The 18,151-nt window shown below is 36.9% G+C and carries 15 protein-coding genes; 1 reads left to right on the top strand and 14 read right to left on the bottom strand.

Annotated features, from left to right (window positions below):
- Positions 1-271: 271 nt before the first annotated feature.
- From NY10_RS07265 to NY10_RS07315, 11 genes are all read right to left on the bottom strand, one after another.
- The gene (locus NY10_RS07265; protein ID WP_058919343.1) at positions 272-1,174 is read right to left on the bottom strand and encodes a LysR family transcriptional regulator; all 903 of its coding nucleotides are present in this window, start codon (positions 1,172-1,174) and stop codon (positions 272-274) included.
- A gap of 144 nt (positions 1,175-1,318) precedes the next feature.
- Positions 1,319-2,539, bottom strand: coding sequence for an acyl-CoA dehydrogenase FadE (gene fadE / locus NY10_RS07270; protein WP_058919344.1), 1,221 nt, complete (start codon positions 2,537-2,539; stop codon positions 1,319-1,321).
- Between the two features lie 279 nt (positions 2,540-2,818).
- Complete coding sequence (locus NY10_RS07275) at positions 2,819-3,685, bottom strand: YtnP family quorum-quenching lactonase (protein ID WP_058919345.1); 867 nt, start codon at positions 3,683-3,685, stop codon at positions 2,819-2,821.
- Positions 3,686-4,183: 498 nt separating this feature from the next.
- Complete coding sequence (locus NY10_RS07280) at positions 4,184-4,942, bottom strand: ABC transporter permease (RefSeq protein WP_035031473.1); 759 nt, start codon at positions 4,940-4,942, stop codon at positions 4,184-4,186.
- Positions 4,939-5,592, bottom strand: a complete 654-nt coding sequence (locus NY10_RS07285; RefSeq protein ID WP_058919346.1) for an ABC transporter ATP-binding protein — start codon at positions 5,590-5,592, stop codon at positions 4,939-4,941. Before NY10_RS07285 ends, NY10_RS07280 begins: the two co-directional genes overlap by 4 nt.
- 199 nt (positions 5,593-5,791) lie before the next feature.
- A complete protein-coding gene (gene ppdK, locus NY10_RS07290) occupies positions 5,792-8,416 on the bottom strand; it encodes a pyruvate, phosphate dikinase (RefSeq protein ID WP_058919347.1) in 2,625 nt (874 codons plus the stop codon).
- 74 nt (positions 8,417-8,490) lie between these two features.
- On the bottom strand, positions 8,491-9,327 hold the full coding sequence (locus NY10_RS07295; RefSeq protein ID WP_058919348.1) for a pyruvate, water dikinase regulatory protein: 837 nt from the start codon (positions 9,325-9,327) through the stop codon (positions 8,491-8,493).
- A 9-nt stretch (positions 9,328-9,336) separates the two neighbouring features.
- Positions 9,337-9,972 (bottom strand): CBS domain-containing protein, encoded by a 636-nt coding sequence (locus tag NY10_RS07300; RefSeq protein WP_058919349.1) that lies wholly within the window; start codon positions 9,970-9,972, stop codon positions 9,337-9,339.
- A gap of 373 nt (positions 9,973-10,345) precedes the next feature.
- Positions 10,346-11,272, bottom strand: a complete 927-nt coding sequence (locus tag NY10_RS07305; protein WP_058919350.1) for a 2-dehydropantoate 2-reductase — start codon at positions 11,270-11,272, stop codon at positions 10,346-10,348.
- 39 nt (positions 11,273-11,311) lie between these two features.
- Positions 11,312-12,358: a PTS sugar transporter subunit IIC gene (locus NY10_RS07310; protein WP_058919351.1), complete on the bottom strand. Its 1,047-nt coding sequence runs from the start codon at positions 12,356-12,358 to the stop codon at positions 11,312-11,314.
- A gap of 257 nt (positions 12,359-12,615) precedes the next feature.
- Complete coding sequence (locus NY10_RS07315; protein ID WP_058919352.1) at positions 12,616-13,701, bottom strand: DUF871 domain-containing protein; 1,086 nt, start codon at positions 13,699-13,701, stop codon at positions 12,616-12,618.
- Positions 13,702-13,999: 298 nt separating this feature from the next.
- Here NY10_RS07315 and NY10_RS07320 point away from each other — a divergent pair, with 298 nt between their 5' ends.
- Positions 14,000-15,679 carry a protein O-GlcNAcase gene (locus NY10_RS07320; RefSeq protein WP_058919353.1) on the top strand — a complete coding sequence of 560 codons (1,680 nt, stop codon included), beginning with the start codon at positions 14,000-14,002 and terminating at the stop codon, positions 15,677-15,679.
- A gap of 138 nt (positions 15,680-15,817) precedes the next feature.
- On the opposite strand, the gene NY10_RS07325 is transcribed toward NY10_RS07320, so the two are convergent.
- The 3 genes from NY10_RS07325 to NY10_RS07335 form a co-directional block, all read right to left on the bottom strand.
- On the bottom strand, positions 15,818-16,642 hold the full coding sequence (locus NY10_RS07325) for an ABC transporter permease (protein WP_058919354.1): 825 nt from the start codon (positions 16,640-16,642) through the stop codon (positions 15,818-15,820).
- A complete protein-coding gene (locus NY10_RS07330) occupies positions 16,639-17,571 on the bottom strand; it encodes an ABC transporter ATP-binding protein (protein ID WP_058919355.1) in 933 nt (310 codons plus the stop codon). Before NY10_RS07330 ends, NY10_RS07325 begins: the two co-directional genes overlap by 4 nt.
- Positions 17,572-17,642: 71 nt before the next feature.
- Complete coding sequence (locus tag NY10_RS07335; protein WP_058919356.1) at positions 17,643-18,089, bottom strand: DUF2871 domain-containing protein; 447 nt, start codon at positions 18,087-18,089, stop codon at positions 17,643-17,645.
- Positions 18,090-18,151 lie beyond the last annotated feature (62 nt).

The raw sequence follows: 18,151 nt of genomic DNA on the forward strand, positions 1-18,151 counted from the left end.
TAAATTCCCTCCAAATAATTGTTCTTCTGTTTCATTAAGCTTATAGGTTCATATATAATGCTTTCTTGTGAAGCGTTTACAACCAAATCATATAGGGTTTTTCAACAAAGGTCTAACAAGTATAAATTACAAAAACTATAAGTTTTGCTAATATAATTGTGAACCGTTTACCATGCAACAAAAAAAAACGAAAAAAACTGACACAGACGTCGTTTTTTTCGTTCTTGTCTATCGAAAAGCTCTGCACAATATAATGCGTTTACTCTTCATATTATTCTATCGGTTGATAAAAGTAACTTAAAATAGACTCGTGTAATACTGTTTCTACAGACGAATAACTATTTTTAATGGGACGACACAATAAAACATTAAAAGGAATAGGATTTTTAAAAGACTTTTCAACGTAGTTTTCGGTACTCAGGTAGCGACGAATCGGAGAAGGCAAAATAGCGATCGTGTCTGTGTAACGAGTGGTTTCAATCAAAAAATCCCATGAGGATGAAGTAAAAATTATTTCAGTTTCCAACTGATTTTCTTTAAATGTTCTTTTAACTAAATCATTGGTTACAAAAGATTCATTGAACGTTGCAATTGGAAAATTATCCAATTCTCTCCATGCAATTTTTTTATTTTTCGCTAAAGGATGTGCTGTCGACATAAAAGCTGTTAGCTCATCGATTTGAATAACATGCTCTTCAAATGCTTTTGTATCCAAATTAGTTGGTTCAATCAAGACAGCGTAATCTAAATCTTTTTGCAAAAGCATCCTTCTTAATTCATTACAGCCATCTTCTACGATTTCAATTTTAATTTCAGGGTTTTCTACAATAAATTTGGAAAAGAAATTGGAGAAGAAAACCCGCAAAATCAATGAAGGCAACCCTAAACGAATAGTACCTTTTTGTTTTGACGACTCTTTTCGAATCATATCTTTCATTTCATCATGCATTTTTAAAATATCTAACGCGTAGTGATACAATTTCTCTCCGCTTGCTGTCGGTTCTTCAAGACGTCCATTTTTTCGATAAAAAAGATTTATTTCTTCTTCTTTTTCAAAATTAGTGACCATCTGACTTAATGCTGACTGAGAGATATGTATTTTTTTGGCAGCTAGAGACAAATTGCAACCGCATTCAACAATATTGACGAAATAGTTTAATTGTGTGATATCCAATTCCTTTATTCTCCTTTATGTTTTAAATCTGTTTATCTGTAATCATCTATAGAATACCACGGTTCTATTTATTTGTGTAATAGAAGTCAAAAAACCCATAAAACAGAATAATGTTATCTCTGTTTTATGAGCCATTCGTTTATTTTAAACAAACGCACCTACGCCTGTTAAATACCTGCCAACAATTAAGGCATTAATTTCATGTGTACCTTCGTAAGAATAGATAGCTTCTGCATCTGCAAAGAAACGAGCTACATCTGTTTCTAAAGTGATTCCATTTCCGCCCACTACTTCCCGTGCTAATGCAACGGTTTCTCTCATGCGTAAAGCATTGTGCATTTTTGCCATTGATGAATTTACTTCACCATAGTTCCCTTTTTCTTGCATTTGAGCAAGACGTACAGAGAAGCTTAAGTTCGCTGTTACATTCGCTTGCATAATAGATAATTTTTCTTGAACCAATTGAAATGCTCCTAAATTTTTACCAAATTGTTCACGTTTTTTCACGTAACGTAATGCTGCTTCAAAAGCACCCGCTGTTAATCCTGTTGCTAAGTGTGAAATATCCGCACGAGTAATGCGCAAAATGCCAGCTACATCTTTGAATGAATTCACATTTTGTAAACGACGGTCTTCTCCCACTTCTACGTCAGTAAACGTGATATGTCCATTTTGTGTCATTCGTAATGAAATTTTCCCTTCAATTTTTTCTACGTGTACTCCTTTAGCTTTACCGGGAATGATGAAAGCTTTAACTTTTCCATCTGTTTCGTCACGGGCAAAAACTGCCATTTCGTCAGCTGATCCAGCTCCACCGATCCAGCGTTTTTCACCATTAATAATCCATTTATCGTCTTCTTTTCTTGCGCTTGTTGCCAATCCACCTGCGATATCTGAACCATGGTCTGGTTCAGTCAAAGCAAAACAGCCTTGAATATTGTATGACGCTGTCTCTCCAGCCCAACGTTCAATTTGTTCTTCGCTTCCACCTTCCAACAGTGTTGCGTAGAATAATCCACCGTGAACGGTATAGAATGTTGCAATAGAAGCATCAAGTTTAGCTAACTCAAAATATCTGAAGACATTGTATAATTCACTTGGTTTGCGTTTATCTTCACGACCTTCAAATAATAATGGGTTATCCATCATTCTAACTTTTTCTACTTTTTTAAACGCTTCAAATGGGAATTCTGCTTTTTCCCAATACTCGCTTAGTAATGGTCTTAGTTCTTTTTCTAACGCTTCACGTAATTCTTTTAAAACAGTTAATTCTCCGTCTGTTAATTCACTTGAATATTCATATAAATCTGACGGATAAAACGTTGCTAAGTCGACCGGTCTTTTCTTTTGAATTGTGTTCATCATTTTATTCTCCCCTTAGTTGTTTTAATAGACTTATTTTCTTGAACCGCTTACAACACTTAATTTAAGGCATTCTTCAACTTCCGTCTACTTACCTATAATTATAGAATATATAAGTAAAAGTTATATCCTTCTTGAATGTACTTATTTATTCTAACTTCCTCTACTTATCCTCACCAAAATTTTCAATATCTTTAATTCTATTTTTTTAAAAAAAGACTAAAAAAAGCACTAATTGAATACGGATTTAAACAAATCAGTATTCAACTAGCGCTACTTCATTTAATCAAATGTAATATAAGCTTTTTTACTTCTTTTTAAAGAATCTACTACTTCTTTACCTGTTTTATCCCATTTCATCATCCGGTAATATGCATCGTGATAAAAAACAAAGCTGTATTGGTTCTCATACGCTTCTTTCATCCATTTTTCTTTGCTAAAGACAGAAGTCATTGGGTAATCATCGTAAGCTAACACCCATAACGGATTTTGGTGAGCATGTGTTGGCATAATGTCTGCCATATGAAGCATGGTTTCATTTTCTTGTGTCAACTTGATAATTGCATGTCCCGCACTGTGGCCTCCGGTATGAATCATCTCAATTCCCGGAACAACTTCAAACGAATCCTGATACGTTGTGACCTGGTGTTGAATAGGCTCCCAGTTTTCTTTCCAGTAAGTACTTTTAGAGCGAATATTCGGATTTCTTATCTCGTCCCATTCAATTGCATTAACATAGATAGTCGCGTTAGGAAAAGTAGAAACCAATTCTTCATTTTCAATATGCGTCAAGCCGCCTGCATGATCGAAATGCAAATGAGTCATCAATAAGAAATCTATATCCTCAACTGTTAGACCTACTTCAGCTAGACTTTGTTGTATTTCTGTCTCTTCTCTTACTCCAAAATTGCGTTTTTGTCTATCTGTCAGCTTTCCTTTCCCTACTCCAGCATCGATCATATAGTTTTTGCCTTGATATTGAATAAGTATCGAATCCGTCGGTAATTCAATTTGGTTTTTTTCGTTAAATGGATATTTACGCGACCACAATGGCTTAGGTACAACGCCAAACATCGCTCCACCATCCATTGAGGTGATTCCACCATCCATCCAAGTCAATCTCATATTATAAAAATCCAAAGTATCCATCTATATCCTCCTTTTGTCAAAAAACGCTTTCTGCTATTCCGAATCGATTATAACCATAACATTGTATTTATTCAAAGGTAAAATAATTAACGTTAACACTATCAAACAAAAAAATATTGCTACTAATTTTTTCTACTGAAAGGAATTCGTACTTATTCCAATACATAATTTTATACTCTTTCTATGAAAAAACCTCAGAGAATTATATTTTTAGGTCTAATGTTTAAAGGTTGCCTCAGATTTGCTGGATTCGTTTTAATACTTCTCCCAGACAGGCATTATAAATCAGTTATCACAGGAAACTTCCAATCGCTTACTCAGTTTGTGTTCTTGCCCATGATCGATCTTTAACAGTAAGGTCAATACGTATGTAGGGAATGCTATCTGGAGTCGCTCCCTTTTGGTTCCCACCCTCTAGTAAAGCACCGTTCCTTGCCTGATCCACTCAAAAAAAAACAAGCCTGAAATAGAATCTCAGGCTTGTTTCTCATTTTTTCTTTAACCAATTAGTTGTTTTCGTTCATTATAGAAACCTTTATAGGCTCGATAACTGGCTATAACCGAAGCGATACTAGTCGTTGAGAGCAACATAAATGTCACCATGATTTGGTATTTTATGGCTTGTGTCGGATCAACTCCAGCAAACATCAACCCTGACATCATCCCTGGCAAACTGACTAAGCCAAGCGTCTTAGCTGAATCGATCGTCGGGGACATTCCCGCTTTAATACTGTCTCGGACAATTGAAATGGAAGCTTGTTTTAAGTCCGCTCCCAGTGCTAATTTTTCTAGTATCTGCTGACGCTGGTCGGTAAATTTACTATTCAGATTTCGATAGCAAATTCCGATTGCAATCATTGAGTTGCTGGCAATCATTCCGGATATCGGAACGACTTGAGAAGGGCTGAATGCAATGGAGCCTGAAAATAACAGGATAACCAATGTCAAAGCAGTCGCAGTTAAAATTGCAATAAAAGATGTTTTAAACGCTCCCGGAATCCCTTGACTTCTTTTAGCAGCATTGTAGGAAGCATTAAAAACAATAACCAATGACATGGCCAGCGTGACTATGGTGTTGTCCAACTTGAAAACATATCCAAGTACATAACCGACTGCAAATAATTGGACGACAGCGCGAAAAACGCCCCATAGAATGTCTTTTCCTAAATCAAGCTTTTCTTTGTAAACAACCCCCAGTGCAACCAACACTAATCCTGTTGCCAGTAACAATGAGGTGTTGCTGATTTCTAAATTCATCTTTTTTCCTCCGCTTCTCCATTGACAATCTGGATGACACGGTCTGATTCTGCAATTTCGTCAGCGTTATGTGTGACCCACAATACAGTAATGCCTTCTGTTTGATTCATTTCTCGAATCAAGTGTCTGACGATAAATTGATTTTCCGCATCCAGTGCACTAGTAACTTCATCCAGCAATAGAACCTTGGGTGTAATCAACAAATTGCGCACTAAAGCGATCCGTTGTTTTTCCCCACCTGACAGATCGTTGATATTTTTTGTCAAATACGTTTTATTCAATCCGACCTTCATTAGATAAGCTGCGGCTTTTTCAGAGTTAAAAGTTTCTTGTCTGATTTCATAAGGAAAAGACAGGTTTTCCTGAACGGTTTTCCCAAACAATACCGCTGTCTGAAAACAATAAGAAACTTCTTTACGGTACGCAATCGGATCATACTCTTCCAGACGCTTACCTTGATAGTCTATTGAGCCGGCCGTTTGCGAGATCATAGAAGCCATTATTTTTAAAAGCGTACTTTTTCCGCTGCCAGATGGTCCGGTAATCGTCACAAATTCTCCTTCTTCAATGGAAAGATTGATGTCATTTAAAATCAAGTTATCATTTGCTTTAAAACTCAGTTGAGTCAATTTAATAATCGGTTTGCTCATCTGTCTCCTCCTTTGTTTTCTTTAAAACAGTTTATGTAAACATAAAAAAAGCTGCTCATTGATAGAGCAGCTTATATTATAACAGTTATCAACTAATGATCCAATGAAGTTTCTTCTTTCGGGTGATTTTCTACTAGGAAACCTAACATTTGGCCTGTTTATTCCTGTAAAAAACTTCTGCTCCTATGTTTTGATTAAACTAACGATCGTTAATCGCTGCTTGGGCAGCTGCCAGACGTGCAATGGGTACACGGAATGGAGAACAAGAGACATAATTTATTCCCAGTCTTTGGAAAAATTCAATAGATGCAGGATCCCCGCCATGCTCCCCGCAAATACCTATTTTGAAATTCGGTTTGGTGATGCGTCCTCTCTCGACAGCCATTTCAACTAGCTGACCGATACCTTCTTGATCAATGGTATCAAAGGGTCCGTTTTCAAAAATATTTTTATTCATGTATTCCGAAATAAAACCACCAGAGTCGTCTCTTGAAAAACCAAACCCCATCTGAGTTAAATCGTTAGTTCCAAAACTAAAGAAATCGGCTTCCTCGGCAATTTTATCAGCTGTCAGTGCAGCTCGAGGAACTTCGATCATTGTTCCAATGTGATAAGCAAGTGACTTGCCTTTCTCAATGAACACTTTTTGGATTTCATCTTCTATTTCTGCTTTGATATAAGACAATTCTTTTACATCGCTGATAAGCGGAATCATGATTTCTGGTTGAATGTCGCTGTTTTTATCCGACTTATGTTCTAAAGCAGCTTCCATAATGGCCCTTACTTGCATTCTGCTGATTTCAGGATAAGTTATTCCTAATCGAACCCCCCGGTGTCCCAACATTGGATTAACTTCATGCAATTCATTTATGCGTCCGTTTAACTCTTCTAAACTCAAGGACATCGTTTCAGCTAACTGGCGAATTTCCTCTTCTTTAACAGGCATGAATTCATGTAAAGGTGGGTCTAACAAGCGGATCGTTACTGGAAGCTCTCCCATGACCTCATAGATTTGATAAAAATCATTTTTTTGCATAGGCAATATCTCATTCAACGCTTTTGCTCGCTCTTCAACCGTTTCAGCTAAAATCATTCTTCTGAATGAAGAAATTCGCCCTTCTTTAAAAAACATATGCTCGGTTCTGATAAGTCCGATGCCTTCAGCATAAAATTCTAAGGCTTGTTTCGCATCTTCTGGTGTATCCGCATTGGCACGAACAGCCATTGTTTTGGTTTCATCAATCCATTCCATCAGCTTGGTGAACTTGCCTCCTAAAGTCGGCTTGCTTTTTTCTATTTCACCGAGATAAACGGTCCCAGTTGTGCCATCTAACGAAATAACGTCTCCTTCACTTAACACGCCGCCCTTGTATTTGACAATCTTTTCCTCTTCATTGACCTTCATTTCTGTACAGCCGGCGATACAGCATTTCCCCATTCCACGAGCCACTACGGCAGCATGAGAAGTCATCCCTCCTCTGGCTGTCAAAATCCCTTCTGATTTAACCATCCCAGAGATGTCTTCAGGAGATGTTTCTTGTCTCACTAAAATAGATTTTATTCCCTTTTCATAGGCTGCTTCTACTGCTTCAGCAGTAAAATAAATTCTTCCTGAAGCTGCTCCCGGTGAAGCCGCAAGCCCTTTTGCCAAAACCGTTGCTTGAGCGGCAGCTTTTTCGTCAAAATTCGGGTGCAGCAATTGATTTAATTGTTGGGGATCAATTCTTAACAAAGCTTCTTCTTTAGTAATTTTTCCTTCTTCGTGTAAATCAACGGCAATAGTGATGGCTGCATGTGCCGTTCTTTTTCCGTTTCGGGTCTGCAATAAAAAAAGTTCTCCATTTTCAATGGTAAATTCAATATCTTGCATATCTTTGTAATGGCTTTCAAGATTTTTTGCTGCTATTTCTAATTGTTGATACACTTTGGGCATCAGATCTTTTAGTTCTGCTAACTCATTTGGTGTACGAACGCCTGCAACAACATCTTCGCCCTGTGCATTTAATAAAAACTCGCCAAATAATTTTTTTTCGCCGTTTCCAGGGTTTCTAGTAAAAGCTACTCCTGTCCCAGAAGATTCTCCTTTGTTTCCAAATACCATTGCTTGTACATTGACAGCAGTACCATTCAATTTAGATATCCCGTGCATTTCTCTATAAAATACTGCTCTTGGATTATTCCAAGAGGCAAACACTGCTTTGATAGCAAGTATCAGCTGCACCATGGGTTCTTGCGGAAAGTCTTCGCCAGTTTCTTGTAAATACACTTCTTTGTATTTTTTAACGATTTCTTTTAAATCATTTCCATCAAGTTCTTTGTCTAATGCAACTCCCTGCTTCCTTTTAGCTTCTTCCAAGATGGATTCAAAATGTATTTTAGGGATTTCCATGACAACATCTGAGAACATTTGTATAAAACGGCGGTAGCTATCATAAGCAAAGCGCTCATTAGACGTTGCTTTAGCCAGCCCAATGACCGAATGATCATTCAACCCCAAATTTAGAACTGTATCCATCATACCTGGCATAGAATGAGCTGCTCCTGATCGAACAGATAAAAGCAGCGGGTTTTCCATGTCTGAAAATTTTTTCCCCGTCGACTGCTCTAGTTCTTTTAAATGATCATTGATTTCCATTTCTAAACCAGTCCAAATAACTTGATCTTCAACAAAAAAACGGTTACAACTTTCTGTAGTTAAAGTGAATCCTGAAGGGACAGGTAGTGCTATCTTCGTCATTTCAGCTAAGTTAGCCCCTTTTCCGCCAAGTAATTCTTTCATTTCTTTTTTACCCTCATTAAAGTTATAAACGTATTTTTCAGTCATTTTATCAGCCTCTTTCTTTTTTTATCTGTTATTTTATACACGAATGCGTTGCGTTTTTCTACTCATCATTATTACTAACTTTCATTTTTATTGATTAGAGCAGTATTTGTTTTTTTCATATAATCAAAAATCAAGTTCGCCGTTTCTTCTATGGCGTTATTAGAGACATCTATAACTAAACAACCAATTCTTTTCATGATTTTATCAGCGTACTCTAGTTCTTCCAAAATACGGTTCATTTCAGCATAACTAGCATTTTGCGGCAATCCTAAAGTCTTTAACCGCTCTTTTCTTATACTGTTTAGCTTTTCAGGAGTATTGGTCAAACCAATAACTTTAGTTGGTGAAATTTGGTAAATTTCTTTTGGCGGTTCAGATTCAGGAAAAAGTGGAACATTTGCAACGCGAATATTTTTATTTGCTAAGTACATAGATAAAGGCGTTTTAGAAGTCCTAGATACTCCTAAAATCACTAAATCGGCTTTTAATATGCCTCTGGGGTCTTTCCCATCATCATATCGAACAGAAAATTCGATTGCTTCAATTCGGTTAAAATATTCTCGATCCATTTTCCGGATGATGCCTGGTTCTCCCAATGGTTTTAAAGAGGTCGCTTGCGCTATAGCAGCCAATCCGTTTCCTAAGATATCCACTAAAAGAAAGTTCTGTTTTTCAGCAAAATCAGTTAAGTGCTGTCTTAATTCTTCTTGAACCAATGTATAAAAGACAACCACATTTCTTTCTTGAGAGATACTGATAAGCACCGCATCTAACATATTTTTAGTTAATATATGGGTATATTTTTTGATGTTCTCCACTTCTAACGAATACTGAGAAAGGATAGAGTGTACGACTTGCTCACCAGTTTCCCCTATCGAGTCAGAAATAAGATAAATTGCTGCTGGTTTCATATGATCCTCCTAAATTTCATTATTGATAATGTTCAAGAATAAGCGGCTAACTAAAGTTTTTGAAAATTTGCCAATTACTTTTAACGGCCTCGGTCCATTTCCATCAGTAGATTCTATGACCGGAAGACTATCAACTTCATGTTCTAAAAGTTTTTTTGTAGCGAACTCAACCGAGTCACCACTAAGTACATAGGCAATATTCGGTACTCTAGTCATGGCCATACTAATCGGTATTTCCTCAATATTCATTTTCCCCATCACTGTTTTTAATAAGTCTTTCCTAGAGACGATCCCAACAAGATGGTGTTGTTCTGTGATATAAATCGAGCCTGCATCTTCTAAAAACATTTTTATTATAGTATCTTGAATGGATGTATCGGAGCTGACGATTACGGGAACACTCATAACATCTTCTACTTTTTTTTCCTTTATATCCTTTATTATAAATGGCTCTACTCTATGGGCATTGTAAAAGTACCCTACTTTAGGTTTCGCAATCAACAATTCACTTAATGTCAGGAGTGATAAATCGGGTCTTAACGTTGAGCGAGAGAATCCTAGTAATCCAGCGATATTTTCCCCTGTAATCGGTTCATTCTTTTTTACTATCTCAATAATTTCTTTTTGACGTTCGCTTAGTTCCATTGTTTCCCCTCTTTCAATAAGCCATCACATACACAATATAGTATGTCACATTAAAAATATTGTCAACTAATATATACTCTATTGAATGGTCTTGTTGTTTAATAAGTCCTTTGTAAAAACATTTTTCCGTTTTATTTGCTTAGTTGTCAAGAAAATAAGCAATAAATTAAGCTATTTAAAACCAAAAAAATAAGGAGATTAGACAGTATAATCTATCCTCACTCCTTATTTTTTGATGTTTTCTTAATTAAATAAATCCTACAATTCAGGAATATTCTTTCCATTTTAAACCCATTCGGGCATGACTACTCTCTCATTAACTAAAAGTATCAGGTCGTGCTTTGTCTTATTTAAGATAGCATATTGATTTGCCTTAACGCTTGATGCCTAGAATATCTTCTTTGGCATGAATCAATTGAGTGATCAATTTACTATAAGGAGCGTTTAATCCTTTATTTTCTGCTTCTTTTGCTACTGTACCATTCAAAAAGTCAATTTCGGTCAGACGTTTATTCTGCAAGTCTTGATGCATAGAAGGATAATGAGCTCCAACTTTTTCTGCTGTCGCTTTCAAGTAGCTAACCGTTTCTTCTACGTCTAAATGGACACCTTCAGTTTCCGCCACAAGAGAAAATTCACTGACGATTTCTTTGATCAGGTCTTCATGTTCAGAAGTTGCGAACAACTCTTTAATATTGCAATCTAGTAGGGAACACAAAGCGTTCATTGTGCCATTGACGCAAGCTTTTCTCCATGTTGTAAAATGAACATCTTGACTATAGACACCGTTCAACCCGCTATCGGCCATCATTTTCACTATTTGAAGGGTACTTTCTTTTTCGTTGATATCCGCATTTTGGACTTCAACAGGACCTTCACCCATGAAATGTGTTTTCCCTGGCGCATCTAGCCCACCTGTCCAAACAGTCGTACCCATAATGATATTTTTTTCTGGAATGTATTCAGCAATTGTCTTAGCATGTCCCAATCCATTTAATAAACAGATAACCTTAGTATCTTCTGACAGCAAGTGTTTAATTTCTTCTAACATATGACGTAAGCCCATTGATTTAGTGAAAATAAACACAGCATCGAATGTGTCTTTAATGTCAGCAGGTTTTCCTATGGGAATGTCAATGTTGTCTTCTTTTCCATTTACAGTTATAGTCAAACCGTTTTTTTGAATGGCTTTAATGTGATCTTCCCAAAAGTCTATCAAAGTAACGTCGTTTCCATTTTTTTGCATCATATAACCAAATCCACAACCTAAAGCTCCAGAACCCGCAATTGCTATTTTCATTTTAAAATTCCCCCATTTGTTTAATAAATTATCTTTCATTTAATTTGAAGCTGGTATAAATTTGAAGATATCATTCTCATAAATATGCAGTACTTTATTGCAAACAAAGTCAATAAGGTAACCACCTACAAAAGGGATCACAAAGTAGGCTAAAAGAACGTTCATTAACCCTGTTCCCATATTAAAGGATTGGATAGGTCCAACTAAACCAACGATTCCAAAACCAGCTGTTTGCGGTGTACCTTGAATGGTCAGCATATAAACACCAATCCCTGAAACAAAGGCATTGATAACAACTGGAATCATGATTTTTGGATGTTTGATCAAGTTAGGAATCATCATTTTCATGGCTCCCAATAAAATGGCTAAGGTTGTCCCAGTTTGGTTGATTCGGATAGAACCGATTACTAAAATGGCAGTACATGCCGTTATTCCCACTGCTGCTGCTCCAGCTCCTAATCCAGTAACTCCGATAGCAATTCCTATCGCAACGGTTGAAATTGGTGAAATAATGATGATAGAAAACGCAATAGATATTAAGATAGTCATTAGTAATGGTTGTAAAGAAGTAAAGCTGTTGATCAAGTTTCCAAGTGAAGAAGTGATGATGCCAACATATGGAAGCATGATCAAACCTAACGTGCCTACACCTACACTAACGATGATCGGCATTAGTATCAGTGTTAATGAACCTAATCGACCTTGCAGAAGCCGTGTAACAAATACTGCAATAGCAGAGACGAGCATAACGTTGATCAAATCCCCAATACCAACTAATTGCACTCCGGCTTCAGTAACTTGATAAGCACCTGAACCTAAAAAGGCGGCGGCTCCTATAACGACACTTTCCATTCCGCTTAATTTAAACTGTAAGGCTACTAGAACTCCAATAATTGCTGGTGTGATAAATTGCATGATCATGACAACACTTGCTAATAACTCAAATACAGATCCATACGGTATAAGCGACTTGAAGATCGAACCCAATATTGCATTTGCAATCAATCCTATAACGACTCCTGAGGCTGTTCCTGCTAAGACTTTATTTAAATAATCTTTCCCTGTATACGCAACTTTATTTTCCATTATTAAACTCAACCTTTCCTATTTTAATTGATAGAGACCATGTACTTTTTATTTCTGTGATTTGTTTCACATATCTTTCTTACAAGTTCATAATATCACAAACTTTTATAGACTTCAATTTTTTTTGAACTAATTCGTGTAAATCCTTCTATTTCTAATTATTTTCTAACTTAGCCAAGATGAATATTTAACTTCAGTAACTAAATACCCCTATAAAAGTATAATAAAAACAGACTTTTACAGGGGTGTTTTTTATTTTATTCTACAAAACAGAAGTTGGCTGAAGGCGGCAAGTAATCCAATAAGAATACCGCTTCTTCTTTGATGCGGCCCACGATGTTTCGGGTTCCGTCATCTTCCATTTCTTTCAAAGCAATTTGCGTTTCGCCTTTGTATTGCCCGAATTGATCATTACAAATTAGAATATCGCCTTTTTTAATTTGCCCTGTTTGATGTGCAGGGAAATCTTCGTTTTTGTATTTAACACGTGTCATAGAAGAACGAATCATATATTCAGAACGGTCGCCACGGTAACTGTGGATTTCCTCTAAAATAACTTTCTTTTCTAGATCTGTTGCACTTTCCGTAAACTCTATTTTCAATTGTGGATAAGCTCCAAGATAACCTTCTGCTACAGCTTTTAATTCTTCTTCAGCAGCATATGCATTTCCAATCAACAAGTCATCAATCGAATCCATTAGCTTGTAGTGAGTAAGTTGTGTATGGATCGGTAAATAACGATGCTGTTCCAATGTACATAACCCGGCTTGAACCGGCCATGGACCAAGTTCGCCATTTTTGGCTGTGACAAATGCAGCGGTATGAAGATTATATTGGTTGAATTGTGCAGTTGTCTTTTCAAAGTGCTCTTGAGAAAGACCAGAGTAAAGTTGCGGGTAGAAATTGTGAGAAGCTGTTAAATAATCCCGATTCGGCTGGTTGCTCATCACATTGTCAATATACTTTGTCCCGCTGCTCATGTTTACTTCAATTTTCAACCGTTCTGGGTTTTGGGTCATATGGGCTTCTTCAGCACCTGTAAAGCCTAGATCCAACCGGATAGCGCTTGCACCGAGTTCTTTAAAAAAGCTCAGATCGCTGTAGCTGACCCCCAGCTGTCCAAATAAACCAGGATTGATATCTAAAACCGTTTCGATCCCAACTGAATTCGCATAGTTGATCGCTTTTTTGAATTTTTCAACGACTTCCGTAGTGTCGCCTTCGACTTCCAGTAAGCTCATAAAAACTCGTGTAAAGCCGTATTTACTTGCTAAAGTTAAGTATTCTTTATCCTTTTCAAACGTACTTTTAGCTGGATAAATAGAAATTCCGATATTTTTCATTGTAACCCTCCATAAAAGTTCTGTTTTTTGCTTATACTCATCCATGGTAAGCGTTTTCCGTATAATTGTAAAGGACTATAAGCTTTTTTCTTGATAATCGAAGTTCTAAACGTTAAAGCAAAGAAATGAAATTTGAACTACCAAAAGATAAATTGTCTAAACCTTATTAAAGTCATTAAGTTATTGCTAATTTTGCTATAGTTTGTATCTATTAAAAGCTGTATATAGGAGTAAAATAGACTACAACATTATCATTCTATTCATTTTTTTAGTTCACTCTATTTTAGGAGGAAAAAAATTGGAAACATTACTACAAAAATTCTCTGCCTACCAAGAAGTTTATACGAAAGGCAAATACCTTTCTTTTGCAAATGGGCCCTTAAAGATTAAATTTTCAGGAAAGTTTTTCCGTTTTGAGACTTTTCAAGATGCATTTGGAAGCAGGCTAACCGATACCCTTTTTGAAATGGTGCCGAATGACTTTTCCGGAGAAACCGATATGGTATTAACGCATGAGTTTGACCGTAATTTAAAATCTGATAGTTTTACTTTAACGGTCACCGAGCAGAAGGAAGTCATTATTAAAACCAAAAACTTACGCGGCTTTCGCTACGCAGCTGAAGCTTTAAATCTGCTGTTTGAAAAAACTACCAGTGGCACAGCCTGTTTGTTGATTTCAATTGCCCATTCGGTTTCTTTTCAAGTACGCGGTGTTATCGAAGGCTTTTACGGGCTTCCCTGGCAGCATTCCGACCGCTTAGATGTTCTGCGTTATCTTGGTAACCATCGAATGAATACTTATATGTACGCTCCAAAAGATGATGTCTACCAACGTAAATTATGGCGTACGTTGTATCCTGAAAAAGCTCTTTGTCAGTTTGAAGAGCTTATCGAAACCGCTGAAAAAGAGATGATCGATTTTTATTATATGATTAGTCCTGGTAACGATATTGACTACACTCAAGCAGAAGAAGTCAGAGTTTTGACGACCAAATTACAGCAGTTAATCGATTCAGGTATTAGAAACTTCGGCTTGCTGTTGGATGATATCGACTACCTCTTAAAAGGCAACGCTAAAAAGAAGTTTGCCTCTTCTGCCAGTGCACATGCCTATTTGGTTACGCAAGTCGACAATTTTTTAAAAAATGAACTAGAAGACTACTGTTTAGTCGTTTGTCCAACAGAATACGATAATCACCAAGACTCGTCTTATCTGGAGATTTTGAGTGAAAAGATGCCGGAAAGTATCCCCTTATTTTGGACAGGTCCTTCAACTTTAGCTGCACGAATCACCACTGCTGAAGTTGAAACCATGGCTGCTGCCTATAAGCGTCCGATGATCATCTGGGACAACATTCCGGTAAACGATTATCAAAAAGACTATGAATTGCTTTTTCTAAGTCCATACGAAAACCGTTCTCCATTGCTGGGACAAGAACAATTCCGTGTTGCTGGAGTTGTTTCTAACCCCATGGCACAATGGGAACTCTCAAAATTGACTATCCATAATATGAGTCAATTTCTCTGGGACCCGACCGGCTATAAGACAGCAGACAGCTGGAAGAAAACGTTGAATGAGTACCTGCCGGTTGAATATGTTCACTCGTTAAAAGTTTTTGCTCAATTTAATCCTAACAAATACACACGAGAAGTCCTTACCTTTGAACAGCAAAAAGCTATCCGAGAAAAAGATGTTGATTTTATTACAGGTCAACTAGAACAATTGGTTGAAGCCAGTTGGAAATTGTCGGAAGTCCGAGATAGTGCTTTTCAACAAGCGATCGGACCTTGGTTGAAACGGGTTCAAGAAGATTTCAATTATTGGCAGGCAATACTAGCAGGCGATGCTGACAAGGTTCATTCGGCACAAGCAAAGCTAGCCGATATTCCTTGCCGAATCGGTGCTGATCTTCCAGCTGCATTTGTTCAATATTGGAAACTAGCTGATCTGCCTGCAATAATAGAAAAGGTCGAATGACAAGGTTATCTTGTTCAAGATCTCAATAAAGAACGGCAAGCTGTTGAAATGGTTGTGTCTCTCGCTTACATTTAATCGTCTTTAAATAAAAAAGCCGTTGATTTTTAGTCAACGGTTTTTTTAAGATACCTCTTTTTTCTATTTACCTGCTGCTGGTGTACGAGAAATTTTATTAAAATCCGCATGCACAAAAGAATTTGTCGCTAAGAATAAGAACAAGCCGCCAAAAGCAGCGATCACGACTCCACTTATCCACGGTGTTACAATAAATCCATTGAAATCAAATGCTAAACCTAGTTTTAACCATCCCGCTTGAGTTAAACCGCCTTTTTCTAACATAATCGTTCTGAAAAAAGCAGTGGTATAAGTCATGGGGTTAAAATAAGAAACGAACTTTAATACTTTAGGCAAAAACTCGATTGGAATATATGCACCCGATAAAAATGTGAACGGCAGTACGACGGCTTGCTGCACCACTTGGAAGGTAGATGAGCTTTTTACCATAGAGGCTAAAAACAAACCCAATCCTGAGAACACTAAACCAATCAAAATCAGTGCCGCTACTACATAAAAAATCGTTTGCCAATGGTCAAACCTCAAACCTGTAAAGAAACCAATAATCAAAATCAACACCCCTTGAGCTGTTGCGATAGTAGCTGCTGATAATATTTGGCCTAGTGCTACTTGCAAGCGGCTAGTCGGACTGACTAAAACCTCTTTCATAAACCCTGATACTGTATCATCAATCGTAGACGTTGCAATATTTAATGAGGTTTGAAATACTGTTGCAACAGTAATCCCAGCTAGTAAAAAGGCAGTTGGATCCTCTACTTGATCTGTTTTAAAAATTGAACTAAAAACGTAGAGAAAGAAGAACGGAATAACAAGCGAAGTAATCAGTTTTACTCGGTCGCGAACAAACCCTCGAATATTTCTTAACCATAGTGCCGTGATCGTTCTCATTCTGAAGTCTCCTCTCTTATAGCTTTACCTGTAATTTTCAAAAACACATCATTCAATGTTCCTTTTTTGATTTCTAAGTCTTGAATTTCGTTTTTAAACGGCTGAATAAAATCTAAAAAAGTCTGAATGTTAGCTGCATCAACATCGACATAAAACGTTTCTTTTTCTCTTTGGTAACCAACGTGTTCCTTTGTTAATGCTTCTTCAAATTTTTCCGGACTGCTTACATGCAAAGTCGCTTTATCTTTTGTATACTGCTGTTTTAAGTTTTCAGGAGTATCGTCCACCATAATTTTTCCATCATCCATAATCGCCACATGGTCGCAAATTTCAGCTTCGTCCATATAATGGGTGGTCAGAAATATTGTAATGTTTTTTTCTTTCTGAAGTTTTGTAATATACTCCCACATGCGGTTACGCGTCTGAGGATCTAATCCGGTCGTTGGTTCATCTAGAAACAACACTTTTGGATAATGTAACAAAGCACGAGCGATTTCAACCCGCCGCTTCATTCCACCTGACAGACTAGAGACGTTTTTGTCTTTCCAATCAAGCAGGTCCACAAGCTCTAGTACAAAATGAATTCTGTCTTTCACTTCTTTTTTAGGAATACTATAAAAAACACAATGCATATTCAAATTCTCGGAAATAGTCATTTTCTCGTCTAATGTTTGTGATTGGAAAACGACTCCAATCGCTTTGCGTACTTCATCTTTTTCTTTTGAGACATCTTTGCCGTCAATCAGCAACGTTCCTGATGTTTTTTCCATCATTGTACACAGTGTGTTGATAGTCGTGCTTTTTCCCGCTCCATTTGGACCAAGAAAGGCAAAAACACTGCCTTCTTCTACTTCAAAAGAAACGTTATCCACTGCTGTAAAGTCGCCATACTTCTTGGTATAGTTTTTAACTTCAATAATCGGTTTCATCATCATTCTCCTTTTTCGTTTTTTTTACCTGGAATTCTGTTTTTTATAACAAAAAATAAATGGAGTCTGAATTATTCTTTTTGACTAGATTTAACGAGATTGTTTTCATTACCAATGATGGTATACAGCAGAATAAACAATTGTATGATAGCTACGGTCAAGAGAATATGTGCTAAGCCGGCTACGCCAGAAATAGCAGCGTTTGCTCCTGAGGTTAAATCTGTTCCTAAAACCGTCGTAACGCCTCTAACCGTCAGCATCAGTAAAGTCGATAATAATCCTATATTGTAAATCATGTAAAATGGCTTAAATTTTTTGTGTTGTGTAATGTGGAATACTTTTTCAAACAGCAGCAAAATCAAAAATGTAAACATCCCTAACATTAAAGCATGCGTATGGAGTACGCTTAGCGGCGTCCACCCCGTAAAATTATAGACATTCGTAAATTCTCTATAAAATAAACCAGCTGCTAAACCAAAAACAGCATAAAAAAGACTAGTATTTAATAATCGTTTCATTTTTATTCCTCCTCTTTGGTCTTTGATACCTTATTTTTCCATGTTATCTTCCCAAAGTTACA

The sequence above is a fragment of the Carnobacterium sp. CP1 genome, assembly GCF_001483965.1.
Classification (GTDB): domain Bacteria; phylum Bacillota; class Bacilli; order Lactobacillales; family Carnobacteriaceae; genus Carnobacterium_A; species Carnobacterium_A antarcticum.

Bases quoted from the DNA above. Each gene is read 5' to 3' on its own strand.
- NY10_RS07275 (WP_058919345.1), bottom strand. From the start codon at position 3,685: ATGGATACTTTGGATTTTTATAATATGAGATTGACTTGGATGGATGGT.
- ppdK (WP_058919347.1), bottom strand. From the start codon at position 8,416: ATGACTGAAAAATACGTTTATAACTTTAATGAGGGTAAAAAAGAAATG.
- NY10_RS07330 (WP_058919355.1), bottom strand. From the start codon at position 17,571: ATGAAACCGATTATTGAAGTTAAAAACTATACCAAGAAGTATGGCGAC.
- NY10_RS07280 (WP_035031473.1), bottom strand. From the start codon at position 4,942: ATGAATTTAGAAATCAGCAACACCTCATTGTTACTGGCAACAGGATTA.
- NY10_RS07300 (WP_058919349.1), bottom strand. From the start codon at position 9,972: ATGGAACTAAGCGAACGTCAAAAAGAAATTATTGAGATAGTAAAAAAG.
- NY10_RS07325 (WP_058919354.1), bottom strand. From the start codon at position 16,642: ATGAGAACGATCACGGCACTATGGTTAAGAAATATTCGAGGGTTTGTT.
- NY10_RS07335 (WP_058919356.1), bottom strand. From the start codon at position 18,089: ATGAAACGATTATTAAATACTAGTCTTTTTTATGCTGTTTTTGGTTTA.
- fadE (WP_058919344.1), bottom strand. From the start codon at position 2,539: ATGATGAACACAATTCAAAAGAAAAGACCGGTCGACTTAGCAACGTTT.
- NY10_RS07310 (WP_058919351.1), bottom strand. From the start codon at position 12,358: ATGGAAAATAAAGTTGCGTATACAGGGAAAGATTATTTAAATAAAGTC.
- NY10_RS07285 (WP_058919346.1), bottom strand. From the start codon at position 5,592: ATGAGCAAACCGATTATTAAATTGACTCAACTGAGTTTTAAAGCAAAT.
- NY10_RS07305 (WP_058919350.1), bottom strand. From the start codon at position 11,272: ATGAAAATAGCAATTGCGGGTTCTGGAGCTTTAGGTTGTGGATTTGGT.
- NY10_RS07295 (WP_058919348.1), bottom strand. From the start codon at position 9,327: ATGAAACCAGCAGCAATTTATCTTATTTCTGACTCGATAGGGGAAACT.
- NY10_RS07315 (WP_058919352.1), bottom strand. From the start codon at position 13,701: ATGAAAAATATCGGAATTTCTATTTATCCAGCTAAAAGTACGTTTGAA.